The organism is Crocosphaera watsonii WH 8501, assembly GCF_000167195.1.
Taxonomy (GTDB): Bacteria; Cyanobacteriota; Cyanobacteriia; order Cyanobacteriales; family Microcystaceae; genus Crocosphaera; species Crocosphaera watsonii.
In genome coordinates this window covers 1-12,285 of record NZ_AADV02000126.1, presented here as the reverse complement: position 1 = coordinate 12,285, position 12,285 = coordinate 1, and the positions used below count along the sequence as shown (strand labels likewise).

The 12,285-nt window shown below is 36.6% G+C and carries 12 protein-coding genes and 3 pseudogenes; 6 read left to right on the top strand and 9 right to left on the bottom strand.

The window, feature by feature from the left end:
• A pseudogene (locus CWATDRAFT_RS24785) lies at positions 1-642 on the bottom strand (IS66-like element ISCwa4 family transposase); the annotation flags it as partial.
• Between the two features lie 238 nt (positions 643-880).
• Here CWATDRAFT_RS24785 and CWATDRAFT_RS24780 point away from each other — a divergent pair.
• On the top strand, positions 881-1,957 hold the full coding sequence (locus tag CWATDRAFT_RS24780) for a T4 RnlA family RNA ligase (protein ID WP_007307573.1): 1,077 nt from the start codon (positions 881-883) through the stop codon (positions 1,955-1,957).
• Between the two features lie 107 nt (positions 1,958-2,064).
• Here CWATDRAFT_RS24780 and CWATDRAFT_RS24775 read toward each other — a convergent pair whose 3' ends face one another.
• The 3 genes and pseudogenes from CWATDRAFT_RS24775 to CWATDRAFT_RS36250 all read right to left on the bottom strand — a co-directional run bounded on the left by CWATDRAFT_RS24775 (position 2,065) and on the right by CWATDRAFT_RS36250 (position 5,349).
• A complete protein-coding gene (locus tag CWATDRAFT_RS24775) occupies positions 2,065-2,766 on the bottom strand; it encodes a hypothetical protein (RefSeq protein WP_007307571.1) in 702 nt (233 codons plus the stop codon).
• A gap of 31 nt (positions 2,767-2,797) precedes the next feature.
• Positions 2,798-3,841: a hypothetical protein gene (locus CWATDRAFT_RS40455; RefSeq protein WP_007307570.1), complete on the bottom strand. Its 1,044-nt coding sequence runs from the start codon at positions 3,839-3,841 to the stop codon at positions 2,798-2,800.
• Positions 3,823-5,349, bottom strand: a pseudogene (locus tag CWATDRAFT_RS36250) (IS5-like element ISCwa2 family transposase). Before CWATDRAFT_RS36250 ends, CWATDRAFT_RS40455 begins: the two are co-directional and overlap by 19 nt.
• A 135-nt stretch (positions 5,350-5,484) precedes the next feature.
• On the opposite strand from CWATDRAFT_RS36250, the pseudogene CWATDRAFT_RS24755 reads away from it, so the two are divergent.
• A pseudogene (locus CWATDRAFT_RS24755) lies at positions 5,485-6,396 on the top strand (IS66-like element ISCwa4 family transposase); the annotation flags it as partial.
• A gap of 301 nt (positions 6,397-6,697) precedes the next feature.
• On the opposite strand, the gene CWATDRAFT_RS24750 reads toward CWATDRAFT_RS24755, so the two are convergent.
• Together CWATDRAFT_RS24750 and CWATDRAFT_RS24745 are read right to left on the bottom strand one after the other, a co-directional pair.
• A complete protein-coding gene (locus CWATDRAFT_RS24750) occupies positions 6,698-6,925 on the bottom strand; it encodes a hypothetical protein (protein ID WP_007307568.1) in 228 nt (75 codons plus the stop codon).
• Positions 6,926-7,257: 332 nt separating this feature from the next.
• On the bottom strand, positions 7,258-8,286 hold the full coding sequence (locus CWATDRAFT_RS24745; RefSeq protein ID WP_071905641.1) for an IS701 family transposase: 1,029 nt from the start codon (positions 8,284-8,286) through the stop codon (positions 7,258-7,260).
• A gap of 470 nt (positions 8,287-8,756) precedes the next feature.
• Here CWATDRAFT_RS24745 and CWATDRAFT_RS24735 point away from each other — a divergent pair, with 470 nt between their 5' ends.
• From CWATDRAFT_RS24735 to CWATDRAFT_RS24725, 4 genes are all read left to right on the top strand, one after another.
• The gene (locus tag CWATDRAFT_RS24735; RefSeq protein WP_042712345.1) at positions 8,757-8,948 is read left to right on the top strand and encodes a DUF6888 family protein; all 192 of its coding nucleotides are present in this window, start codon (positions 8,757-8,759) and stop codon (positions 8,946-8,948) included.
• Positions 8,949-8,958: 10 nt separating this feature from the next.
• Complete coding sequence (locus CWATDRAFT_RS37680) at positions 8,959-9,129, top strand: DUF6887 family protein (protein WP_007312622.1); 171 nt, start codon at positions 8,959-8,961, stop codon at positions 9,127-9,129.
• A gap of 614 nt (positions 9,130-9,743) precedes the next feature.
• A complete protein-coding gene (locus CWATDRAFT_RS24730; RefSeq protein WP_007307575.1) occupies positions 9,744-9,986 on the top strand; it encodes a type II toxin-antitoxin system Phd/YefM family antitoxin in 243 nt (80 codons plus the stop codon).
• Positions 9,983-10,369 (top strand): type II toxin-antitoxin system VapC family toxin, encoded by a 387-nt coding sequence (locus CWATDRAFT_RS24725; RefSeq protein WP_007307576.1) that lies wholly within the window; start codon positions 9,983-9,985, stop codon positions 10,367-10,369. Before CWATDRAFT_RS24730 ends, CWATDRAFT_RS24725 begins: the two co-directional genes overlap by 4 nt.
• Before the next feature lie 73 nt (positions 10,370-10,442).
• On the opposite strand, the gene CWATDRAFT_RS24720 is transcribed toward CWATDRAFT_RS24725, so the two are convergent.
• The 3 genes from CWATDRAFT_RS24720 to CWATDRAFT_RS40450 form a co-directional block, all read right to left on the bottom strand.
• Positions 10,443-10,685, bottom strand: coding sequence for a hypothetical protein (locus CWATDRAFT_RS24720; protein ID WP_007307566.1), 243 nt, complete (start codon positions 10,683-10,685; stop codon positions 10,443-10,445).
• An 82-nt stretch (positions 10,686-10,767) separates the two neighbouring features.
• Complete coding sequence (locus CWATDRAFT_RS24715; protein ID WP_007307565.1) at positions 10,768-11,508, bottom strand: hypothetical protein; 741 nt, start codon at positions 11,506-11,508, stop codon at positions 10,768-10,770.
• Between the two features lie 157 nt (positions 11,509-11,665).
• Positions 11,666-11,989 carry a uroporphyrinogen-III synthase gene (locus CWATDRAFT_RS40450; RefSeq protein ID WP_232287193.1) on the bottom strand — a complete coding sequence of 108 codons (324 nt, stop codon included), beginning with the start codon at positions 11,987-11,989 and terminating at the stop codon, positions 11,666-11,668.
• Positions 11,990-12,285 lie beyond the last annotated feature (296 nt).

Sequence of the window (12,285 nt, the reverse complement as noted above, 5' to 3'; positions counted from 1 at the left end):
CTGTTTACGCCATGTAAGATTACCCCCATAGCCAAGCCAGCCCACGATGCTACTTAATCGCGCCCCATAACGGAATCCTTCTTTAACTCCCAATGGAACAGGACTGTAATCTGACCATCCACAACTAGGACATTTATAGAATCCGCGACGATATTCCCTGATTTCTATGGGTTGGTCTACTACTTCAGCCACTTGCTGGACTTTTTCGGGAACTACTTCATCTCGTTCCACTGAACCCCCACAAACAGGACAGTTTTCTAGTTCTAAAGGGACTATCTTATCGGGCTGACCAAAACCATTACGGGTCTTCCCTAGGTGGTCATATTTTGGTCCGCGTTTAAATCCTTTTTTGCGTTTCTTTTTGTCAGAAGGCTTTTTTAGTGGGTCTGATGATGGGGGGACTGAACTGTTTTTTGAGTTACGGTTTTTTAGCTTATCTCTCTCTTCTTTCAATTTTTCAATTTCTTGCTGTTGTGTAGAGATTTGTTGTTGTTGCTGGTCAATCAGTCTTTGTTGAAGAGATAACTGTTGTTGTGCCTTGACTAGCCACTCAATCATGAAGACATTGTTCGCCAACTGTTCATCGGCGATAGCTCTAACTAGCTTTGAATCAATGGTAGCATTTGTGGTCATAACCCCCACTATACATAAAAATCCCCGATTTTACCTTTATGTTGTCAAGACAGATTCTTTATTGCGGTGAGCAATTACCCCAAAATAATGAGCCAGTCAGTAATTATTCCCGATGAATTAGGGGAACTAATAGTAGAAGTCAGAGAATTTTATCAAGAGAAGAAAAGAGATTGTGTTAAAATAGGAAGAGAGTAAAAAGAGAGTTATCAGAAAAACGAAAGTCAAGAAAATAGGGGAGGGTCAGGTATTGTCTATTCATTTAGCTCGACAAATTTCTTATAATGAATTAATCGAAAAACTAGAAATAGAAAAAGAGAAAAATAATGTCTACGAAACTCGTTTAGGAGATTTAATCCTTTACTGCTATACCAAACATTGTGTTTATAATGCCAACTGGAATCAATGGAATACTCAAGCTAGAGGCTTAATTATTGACCAGAGAACTCAAGAAATTGTAGCCACTCCTTTCCCAAAGTTTTTTAACTATGGAGAACAAGCTATTTCTCTTCCAGATGAACCTTATGAAGTGTGGGAAAAACTAGATGGCTCTTTAATTATTTGTTATTATTACCAAAATAACTGGCAAACAGCAACCAAAGGGAATTTACAATCAATTCAGTCTCAGAAAGCTAAAACTCTCTTAAACAAGTTAAAGACAAAATACTTGGACAAAGGAACTACTTATCTGTTTGAGTATATTTCTCCTGAGAATCAAATTGTCATTAAATATCCATCAGAGCAATTAGTATTGTTGGGAGCTTACCAACAAGAAGGTCAAGAATTATCCTTATCTCAATTAGATTTGTTAGCTGCTACTCTGGGAGTAGAAATACCCAAACGATTGACCGATACTTCTGTAAAGGAACTTTTAAAAGAGGCAGAAAGTTTAGATAAAAATAATGAAGGCTTTGTCATTCGTTATCAAAGTGGATTACGGTTAAAAATTAAGGGAGGTGAGTATCGTCGTCTCCAGAAACTTATCGCTGGTGTTACGCCAATCGGTTTGTGGGAATTAATGAGAGAACAGTCAGATTTATCCTTAATTAGACAAGAAATTCCTGAAGAATACTGGACAGATTTTGATAATATTCATGAACAATTAACTCAACAATTAAATGACTTGATTGATGAAGTTGAAACTTATCATCTCAACTACCAACATTTATCAGATAAAGAGTTAGGACTCAGTCTTAATTCCCTGCCGACTATTCCTAAAGCCTATCTATTTCAGCGTCGAAAGAAAGGAGAAACTTGGTACAAGATGCCTAAAATTAGAGGGAGTTTATTTAACCAGTTTCGTCCCGTCAATAATCAATTATTGTAGAATTAATTAAATTGCGCTCATTACCGAATAATTAATTTTAATTGTTGTCATACCAAATCAGCTTATGATACTAGATAAATTCAGCTAATTGAAAGTCAAACAACTTTTCAAAAATCAAGGTCATCCTCATTCTCGTTATTGACTATAGGGCGACCAATGATTTTTGTTGGAGTTGGAGCAAAAGTAAATTGAACATGAATAGGATGTTGAAAAACATAAGTCAAAGCGGATTCGGTTTGGGTTCTTTTATCCTCGCAACACCGTAACAATTGACGGTGTTTAACTTCGATGGTAGCCCAGTGGGTATAGAGTCCTTTAAAATGAGTATGAATTTTGAATAAACCTTGAGTTAACGGAGGTAATTCTTGAAGAACTTGGAGCCAGATTTGTTGAAGGATTTCAGGAGAAAGAGGTGAAGGAGGGTTAAGAGATTCAAATTGGTGAGTAGCCCATTGACGATGATAACTGCGAAGATGTGCATATTTTTGCCAGATAAATAAGGGGGGATTGAGTTCTTTAAGTTGATAGTAAATCCAACCAATAGAGTAGTCATGATGACGTTGTTGCTTGAGTAAGTCATAATAAATTTTTTCCCAGTGAGAAAGTTGTGGAGAGGGGGGAGAAGGGAGATTAGATGGATCTGATGCTTGCATTTTGGCAAAGAGATCTAACTTTTGAGGAGGAGGTGAGGGAGTAGGAGTAGGAGTAGGAGTAGGAGTAGGAGGAAAAGTCTGTTGTTCAACGGCTTCATCAATATGAGTTAGGGTAGGGAGTAGAAAATTTGTGAAATTGCAAAAAAATGAACACAACTTTTATGTCGTAGTAAAAGGAGAATTAATACTAAGAAAATTTGTTATTGGAGAACAGACTGTTACGTTTAGAAAGCATGGATTGACCAAAAGTAGAATCAACCCATTGGGATAAATCAGAGTTAGTAATAGTAGTTAAGGCATCATGAATAAACTGTTTAGTGAGATTAACAGTGCTGAGGGGAATAGTAAGAAGGAGAGAGAGAAGTTCTTGAAGAGGAGAACGTTGTGAAAAATGTTTATAGCGACCAAAAATAGATTCAAGAATATCAGAAGATGTAAGGATGGTATGAGAAATATGAGAGGGTAATTGTGAGTGTAAATAGTGAAAAATTTGGTGTTGAAAAGGAAGAAAAGAAGAAGGCAGATGAAGAGAAGAAAGATATTGATGATAAAGGTAAATAGAGGCAGAATTTAAACCGTAGGTTTTAAGAAGAGTTTCTAACGAGCGAGTCATGTGTAAAAGAAGAGACCAAAGTTTAATGTGTCTTTGATAACGAAAAAGCCAGGAGAACTTAGCAAAAAAGCGACGAGAGATGCGATCTCGATGATAATTAGGGAGAAGTTTAAAGAACTTCAGAAGAGGAATAGAAACAAGAGTAGTAGCCCAACGAAGTAAGGGATCAAGGTTAAAGAAACGGGATTTCCTGCGTTGAGGAGGAGGGGTAGCAAAAGCAAATTCAGTTTGTTGAATTTCAAGACGACATTGATGGCAATCAGACAAAAAATTAGGAAAAAGCTCATCAGCAAATAATTCTTTTTCTAATAATTTGGCCATGGCATGGGTAAGATCGTAAGTATAGATAATAGAAGGATGATGGGATTGGAAAAGTTGAATACCTTTTTTAAGATTAGAAGCGTGGTCACTGATGATTTGAAAAGGAATACCTACCCTCGAACTAACAGAGTTGAGAACAGATTGAACCCACTCACCAGTAGGAGAAGTCGTAATTTCAAGAGCCAAAATTTGACCATCAGTATATTTTAAAGCACGGCGTTGGGGCAGGATATTATGCAACCAATACTTAGGGTTTGCTGAAAAAGTTTCTCCAAAATTTATGCCACTTTTGACCAAGAATTTTCTGACAAATCAATAAGTTTTAGTACATAAAAATTGTTTAAAGTATAATCAAAATTAATGAAAGGCGGTTTGATGAGTTCCCTTGTTCTATTATTAGTAAATAAGGACAAAAAAAGCGACAAAAACTGCCTCAGAAGTTTAGAAAGATTGACAACTAAAAATGTAATAGCAATAGATGTAATGGAGGTTTCAGGGAGTTTTGTCATCACGAGATTTAGGCTAAATCTTCGTTTAGCTTGTCCAAACTTTCCCTCAATAGCATTACGGAAGCATTCATCGGAGTGGGCTTGTTTCTTTTCTTCTTCACTGACATTTTTCGGAGGTCTTCCTAACTTCGGACCACTGATTTTTATCCCTCTTTCCTTACACCAATTTCTGTTTTCCCTAGTTCGATAAATTTTATCTACATGGACGGATTCGGGATAATAGCCAAACGTTTCTTTATACTTTTCTACTTGTTCTTTTAAATGACAAGATTCATTGAAGTTTTCCCAACTTATTTTGTCTAGAAACACATAGTTATCTACACAGCTTACTGAGAGTTTAGCTCCAAACTCTATTGGTTTTCCTGCTTTTCCCCTCACTATTGGGCGAATATGCGGTTGAGTTAAACTTACAATTCTTTGAGGAACACTCTGGGTCTTATTCTCCCACATTGACTGTTGTTGTTCATAAACTTTTTTGATAGTCTCTAGACAATTTTTCTGTCTTTTACTCAGATTTTCCAGGGAAGCCCCAGCTTGAATTAAGTCTTCTATATTTCCTAAATTTTTCTTAAGGTATTTTAACTGTTTCCCGATAGCTTTTCTTCTTTCTTGATAAGATACTTTTCGTTTTTTAGCTACTTTTAAGTATTCCTTTCTAGCAATTATTCTAGAAGTTCTCGGCTTTTTTCTCAATTTTACTCTTAATGGTTTATAAAGATTATCTATTATTCTTTCTGTCTCAATTCTGGCTTGATTTAATATGCCTAAATCCGTTGGGTATTTGATGTCTGCTGGCGCACAAGTCGCATCTAAAATTAGTTTACCTTTATTTTTTATTTTTTCTCCTTTTTATTGAAGACAATCCTTTTTTTTTACTTCTTTATCACTCTTGTCTATTTCTCTTTTTACTATTTTTTTATTGATTTTGTTTATCAATTCTCCATCAATTCTTTTCCTAAAATGAACTAGCATTGAAGATTCCAGTGGTGGCTCTTGTTGATAACAATTTAAACCTATAAAGTATTGTAGATAGGGATTTTCTCTAATCTGTTCTATAGTTTCTCTATCACTTGTTCCTAATTTTTCCTTAATAATTAATGTCCCTAATGCCATTCTAAATAGTTTGGCTGGCGCACCTTTTTCTGCTGAAAAAAGTTTAGCATATTCTTCCTCAAAATCATCCCAAGGTATCAACTCTGCCATGATTACCCAACGATTATTGGGGGACAATTTGCCCTCGAAAGGTAATTCAAATTTTTCTGGGGGCGGTAAAGGTTGCTCCTCTTTTCGATACATTTGTTCTTGACCAACAACTGGGAGGTGTTTCTACCAATTATAGCGGTTTGTAGCCGACAAAGCTGATCTTTTTTGCGATCGCGAATATGGGTGTAACCTTTTAAAGAATAGGGTTTTGCTTTTATTCAGCAAACCCTAAGTAGCATCGTGGGCTGGCTTGGCTATGGGGGTAATCTTACATGGCGTAAACAGGAACATTTTATAGAGTATGTCTTTGGCATTCCCATTTCTCAAGGGAGCCTTGCCAAAATGCACAAATGGTTTCAAGAAAGTTTAGAACCCTTGACCAAACAGTGGTTAAAGTACATCCAGCAGCCAGGAATCCGATGTGTTGACGAAACCAGTTATTGCATCGATGGCATCAAGTATTGGGTTTGGGTAGCCACATCAAATGAGGTCTGTGTGTTGATGTTGGCTCCCACTAGAAGCTCCGCAGAAGTCGAGAAATTGTTAGGAGCAGATTTTAAGGGCATCCTCACCAGTGACTGCTATAGTGCCTACTTTAGACAAAGTGCGATGGCCAAACAGAAATGTCTGGCACATTTAGAACGAGAGTTAGAGTCCCTTAAAACCAGTCGTTTTCAAGCGAATCGAGAATTTGCTGCCGATGTACAGCAAGTTTTAGCAACCGCCCGTATCCATTATCGTCATTATCATGCTCGAAATTTAACCCTTGAAGACTTAGGCTCCAAAAGAACAGAAGTCGAGAACTCACTGCAAAAGATTTTTAAAGCAACTCCCAAAAAAGGATGGCCTTATGATGCACAAAGATTGATTAACCGTCTCAAACGTCATTGGGAAGAGTGGTTCACCTTTCTAACTTATCCTGAAGTCAAACCAGATAATAATGATGCTGAGAGAGCTTTACGTCCCATTGTCATTCACCGCAAAGTAAGTGGGGGAGCAAGAAGCGACTGGGGTGCAGAGTTAGTCACCCAAATGTTCAGTTTTTTAGAGACCATGAGATTACAGGGGCAAAATGCCATTGTCCAATTATGCGAATTATTTTCATTAGCTGGTCGGAGTCCCCCAGGATTAGAGATGTAAAAGGCTCCGGAGCCGATGGGGGATAGATGTTTCTTGATCCCCCTATCTCTCTGCACAAAAATACACAGGGTTAGCGGATGATCTCCGCTAACAAAAAACTATCTTACTATTCTTTTTTTTCTCATATTGTTGTTTTTATTTGAGGTTTTTAAAAGACTTGATTCTGGGAATGTTAGTCATTAAAATAGCCGTAATAAATTAGCTTAAATTTTACGCTAAATCACAGGGCTTATATTTTTGTTGACTCAACTGATGTTGTTTGTAGTGCTTTTCAATAAGACTTTTTTGTTGCGGTGAGCAGTTACGCTAAAAGTCCTAAAGTTGCTAAAATACTAGCACAAATTAATAATAAAAAGAAGCCGAAAGAAGGAATAGATGCTGCTTCACGAGCATGGGCTATTTCTGCTTCAGGAACTGGTGTTTCCAGATAAACTCGCCAACTTGCTGTTAATGCTTTCCAGAAAACCCAAATTTGACGAAACAGAGGAATTTGTAAAAGTGATTGTAATAACTGAGGGCGTTTTTTCATACAAATTATCAAGGTTGCTTATAATACAAGATTAGTCTCTTATCTTAATTTAGTCCAGATGGGAAAAATGGTTAAATTAAATTAGACTGCATAGTAATAAATTGTAATAATCTGATTAACTGAAGTTAAACAACCAAAATATGAAACCCTACCTCAGCAATTAGTAATTACTAACATGAGTTCGGAGTTCGGAGTTCGGAGTTCGGAGTCATGATTTTTTAATGAGAGAATGAGGGGTTTATACTTCTTATTTTAGTCAGTTTTCTACAAATTTGCTTATATATAGCAGTCAGTAATGATTCTAGAAGTTTCGCATTGACAGAAAATAAAAATTATGCTGTCAAAGAATTAGTGGGAGATAATTGTTCTAAAAGAAACTCCCGTGCCACTTTTAAAGAAAGCTCTCTTTGGAGAGAATACCAAGACTCTATAGTTGCTTTAATTCTCATCAGTTCCAATTGACAAAATGCTCTTAAAGAACAGAAAATATGAGTAACAATAGCTTTTGTCGTTCTTACTTGAAACTTAGATAATCCACACAATTGTTTTAAAGCTCTATGATAGCATTCTATTCCCAAATGAATAGTTTGTAACTCTCTAAAATCATCGCGCTTCCAATCCATAAGTTTAGATTCATCATATAGAAAAGTAGCATAATAACGACAACTTCCGTGTTTAAAAGTCCTCTTAAATATTTTTACTTTTCCGAATTCTTTGATAATTACTATCAATCCATTATTAGGAATTTCCAACTCCTCTACTCTTTGATATTTACCTCCTTCTACTTTTACTTGTCTATTTTTGGCTATTCCTACTTGAAAATTCAGTTCTTTGTCTCTAAAAAATCTTAAATTCTCTTTAGAAGAATACCAACAGTCTGTCGTTATAGTAGAAGGTTTTACCCCCCACTTGATTACTTCTACGATCATCTCTCTTAAGTAATCATTTTTTGTTTTATTATCTAGAGGATCATAAAGGCGATAATTAATAGGCATTGATTTTCCATCATAGTCAGTATAATACAAAGTAATTAAGTTAATTCCTTTGATGGCTTTTTGATGTTTTCCTGACCAATAATAGTTGATTAAATGAGCTTTTCCTACTTGAGAGTAGTGTTTTTCAATAACGGTATCATCCCCACTTAACACTCCTCCAATCAAATTAAGGTTTCCTTGAACTTCTCTAAATAAATCTATTGGTTCATATTGCTCTCTTAGTAAGAATCTATTGGTGCTATGACGAGAAATTTCTAAAATCTCAGCTAAACGGCAGCAACCTGTGTATTTTGGCTCTGAGAGCAAGAAGTATGTATATTGATCTAGATTACATTGGGCTGTTGATGGTTTACTCCGAAGTCTTATGATTTTTCTCCTTCATTAGCGATCACCTGAAAACATCATCTGCATATTTACGCTCTTTTGTCAATGCGAAACTCCTAATATTTCTCAAAAGATAGGCGATCGCTCTTTAAACATGAGGTGATTAACTGTTGCGCTCTAGTAAGCTTTTCCAGAAGATAGGCGATCGCTGTGCAAACATCAGGTTGTTAACTGTTCCGCTATAGTAATATTTCTCAGAATATAGGCGATCTCTTGAGCGTGTATTAGATTTAATGGAGTGCAAGCATCTTGCAAGCTATTTTTGCAGCTAGTGAGCAAGATGCTCACATTCCTATTACCCCATTCTAGCTCAAACAGTGCGATCGCTTTTTTAGGTTGGGTTAAGGGAACGAAACCCAACAAATCAACTATTTTCTTTAAAATAACGTAACAAAAAAATAAAATATATCATTATCGTTAATTATAATAAGAAAAGATAAAATCAAACTATAATGCCAACCGAGTCACAATTATTAAAATGTCTTGTTCTCTGCCAAATTCTCTCCAATTGTTATCAACCCATCCAATTAATTCGATATGATGAAACAAGAAAAGAGCTATTTATTATTGCAAGAGGAGAAGGAACGATTGAAATAACTATTTTTCAACAAGGACAATGGAGATATGGTGTCACCGAAACCTAACTTTAAATAGATGAGTCTTCACCAACTCAAAAAGTATATTTTATCCCACAGAGATGATCAAGAAGCATGGCTTGAATTTACCCATCGAGAACGGCCTAATGCTGTCTATTTTGACACAGATGTACCTTTAGCAACACAGAAAAAAAGACTACAAGAACTGATAGAAAGCGATCATTTGTAGCGATCACTCCTCATGTAGTGCGATCGCCGATCTTGTAGTTGGGTTTCGTTCCCTCAACCCAACATATCAAGTTTTTTCTACATCGGGTTTCTAACTGTTGCGCAATAGTAACATTTCCCAGGAGATAGGCGATCGCTCTTCAAACATCAGGTTTCTAACTGTTGCGCAATAGTATGATTTTTCAAAAGATAGGCGATCGCTCTTTAAATATCAGGTTGTTAACTGTTGCGCAATAGTAAGATTTCTCAGAAGATATGCGATCTCGCTCTTTAAATATCAGGTTGTTAACTGTTGCGCAATAGTAAGATTTCTCAGAAGATAGGCGATCGCCCTTCAAACATCAGGTTTCTAACTGTTGCGCTATAGTATGATTTTCCAGAATATAGGCGATCGCTCTTTAAATATCAGGTTGTTAACTGTTGCGCTATAGTAAGATTTTTCAAAAGATAGGCGATCGCTCTTTAAACATCAGGTGATTAACTGTTGTGCTATAGTAAGATTTCTCAAAATATAGGCGATCGCCGATCTTGTAGAACGAAACCCAACAACTCAAACTATTTTCTTTAAAATGTGGTTATACTGAGTCTAGTTTAATGAACTAAGTTCTAACAAAGATGGAAATCATCAATATTCACCAAGCCAAAACACAACTATCGCAACTATTACTGCGAGTACAACACGGGGAAAAGATCATCATTGCCAATCGAGGCAAACCAGTTGCATTATTGAGTCAATATCAAGAAGATAAACAGCCAAAGCGTCTGCCAGGACGTTTACGGGGTCAATTCACTGTCCCTGACAATTTTAACGAACCTGACGAAGAGTTGATTAGCTTATTTGAAGGAGAAGAAGATTGAGATTATTACTGGATACTCACTGTTGGTTATGGTGGTTAGTCGAACCAGAAAAATTGAGCCAAACAGCGCTTGATGAGATTATGGGTTTCAATAATGAACTTTTGTTATCTGTAGCTAGTATCTGGGAAATCGGCATTAAATACAAAATAAACAAGTTAAAACTACCCCAAACTCCAGAAATTCTGATTCCTCAGCAAATGCAAATGGATGATATAGAAACTTTGTCCATTAAAGTATCTCATGCACTCAAAGCAGCTGCCCTTCCTCTACATCATAAAGATCCTTTTGATCGGATGTTAATCGCTCAAACTCAATTAGAAAAAATTGTCATCTTGACTAATGATATTGCTTTTGCTTACTACGATGTCGAGACTTTGTGGTAAAGTGCGATTTTAAAGCCAAAGTAAAACTATAAATTTTTACAATACAGAAAAAGCTAAAACCGAACTCAGATAATTAAGGTTGTTCCACCAATCGATCGCGGTTCCCTTTGACTCTTTCTTCCAAATCATCCACCTGTGCTTCCCTCTGTTTACTGGGTTTCTCAAAATCCGTGTCTGGGGTAAAACTGAGAAAAATATTATTAACGTAAGTACGAGCGTTTTTACTCGCGGTACTTAGGGGTTTAGGCAAAAAAGTATCCCCAACAGCCACAAAAATTAAGCCTAAAACTAATATAATTGATCCAATTGGTTTCATAGGTAAGTTCGGGTAACGACAACTCTACTATTATTAATGTTCCCAAAATGCTAATAAAACACTCCTCACACAGAAAAAGAAGTTACAAACTAACATTAAAAGCGCGACGATAGGGACTCGTTTGTTGTTGTCTTGGAGAGTTGGCAAGAAGGGATAGATCGGAGTTAAGGGTTAAAGTCAGATCACGCTTGGTATCGATAACCACCTCTCGATGCTCTCCACCCCCAATAATTTGACCTTCTGGTAAACCCCATCCTAACAGAGTTCCTAAGGCCGCACCTCCTAAAACTTCTAAAGGAGCAATTCGGCGATCGCCTGTAGTTCCTGCCAAAATGGTAGCTGTACCAGCACCAGCAAAGGTTCCTGATAAAATATTACCAACGGTTGCTCCATCGTTGACTATTTCGGTTCGAGAAACCACTTGAGAGGTGGCATCCAGGGGAACCCATTGATTATTAAGCACCATTTCTCGTGCTACAAAGCGAGTTCCTTGTCTAGTGGGTTCGAGTTGCCCCCTAATTTTTGTCCCGGCAGGAATTAATAAACTACCATTACTATCCCGTAGATTAGTGGATATTTGTAACTCTAAAGGTAAATATTCTCCTTGTTTAACACGAATTTGTTGTGATTGAGGATAAGTAACGGGAAGTAAGGTTCCTTCGGGAACACGAACCCGATAAGTGTCTGTTGCAGTGGGGTTAGGGGTGGGAAAACCTTGAGCAGAAACGGTTGTTACGGGTAATAACGATGTAGTCGTCGTAATAGCAACTAACAATGCACTCACTGTGGAAAACCCTGTTTTTTTCAGCTTAAGTGTTAGCATTTTTGTTTCCCTCCTAATACTTTCTCTATTTTCAGCATAACTCTTACCTCTAGAGATGTCAGTCCCAAAAATAAGGGAAAAATGGATAAGCTTTGAGGAAAGATTAGGAGAAAAAAGTAGAAATTAAGGGACACATTTCCATAGAGGTTAACGGCCGTTAACCCCTACTAAAATATTGAACTAATTCTTTGGTCAATCCTTCTAAGGTGTATTCTTTAGCTTCTAGATTCACTCTGTCTAATAATTCATGACAAGTTTTTGAAGTTTGGGGACCAATGGAGGCAAGACAAACATTATCTAGCAAGGATAAAATATCGACTTTACTGCTAGTATTGAGGGCTTTTTGTAATAATTTATAAAAGTTTGTTACTGTTTTGGAACTGGCGAAAGTAATAATATTAATTTGCTTATTTTGTAAAGCTTCCCATGCTTGAGCATCAATCTTATCTGGACATCCTGACTGATAGGCAGGAACTTCAATAATATTAGCTTCTTGTTTTTGTAATTCTTTGACTAAGAATTTCTCTTCCTCCTGTTTCTACACGGGGGAAATAATATTTTTTGATGCTTTAAAGCTCTCAGGAAAAATGGTCCAATTATTGATCGGCGATAAAGTTGGGAGGAATAACTCAGGAGTGAGATGATCTTGTTGGTAACAGAAGCTGTGTTTTAACTACTACAGGGATTTTAATATTACCTAAAAGCGGATTTTTTTCCTAAATCTTTTACCGTGAAGGAAAGTTTACCCATAGCTGGGTTAATTACCGATCAGGGAGG

Bases quoted from the DNA above. Each gene is read 5' to 3' on its own strand.
- CWATDRAFT_RS24750 (WP_007307568.1), bottom strand. From the start codon at position 6,925: ATGAAAAAACGCCCTCAGTTATTACAATCACTTTTACAAATTCCTCTG.
- CWATDRAFT_RS24735 (WP_042712345.1), top strand. From the start codon at position 8,757: ATGCCAACCGAGTCACAATTATTAAAATGTCTTGTTCTCTGCCAAATT.
- CWATDRAFT_RS37680 (WP_007312622.1), top strand. From the start codon at position 8,959: ATGAGTCTTCACCAACTCAAAAAGTATATTTTATCCCACAGAGATGAT.
- CWATDRAFT_RS24730 (WP_007307575.1), top strand. From the start codon at position 9,744: ATGGAAATCATCAATATTCACCAAGCCAAAACACAACTATCGCAACTA.
- CWATDRAFT_RS24720 (WP_007307566.1), bottom strand. From the start codon at position 10,685: ATGAAACCAATTGGATCAATTATATTAGTTTTAGGCTTAATTTTTGTG.
- CWATDRAFT_RS24715 (WP_007307565.1), bottom strand. From the start codon at position 11,508: ATGCTAACACTTAAGCTGAAAAAAACAGGGTTTTCCACAGTGAGTGCA.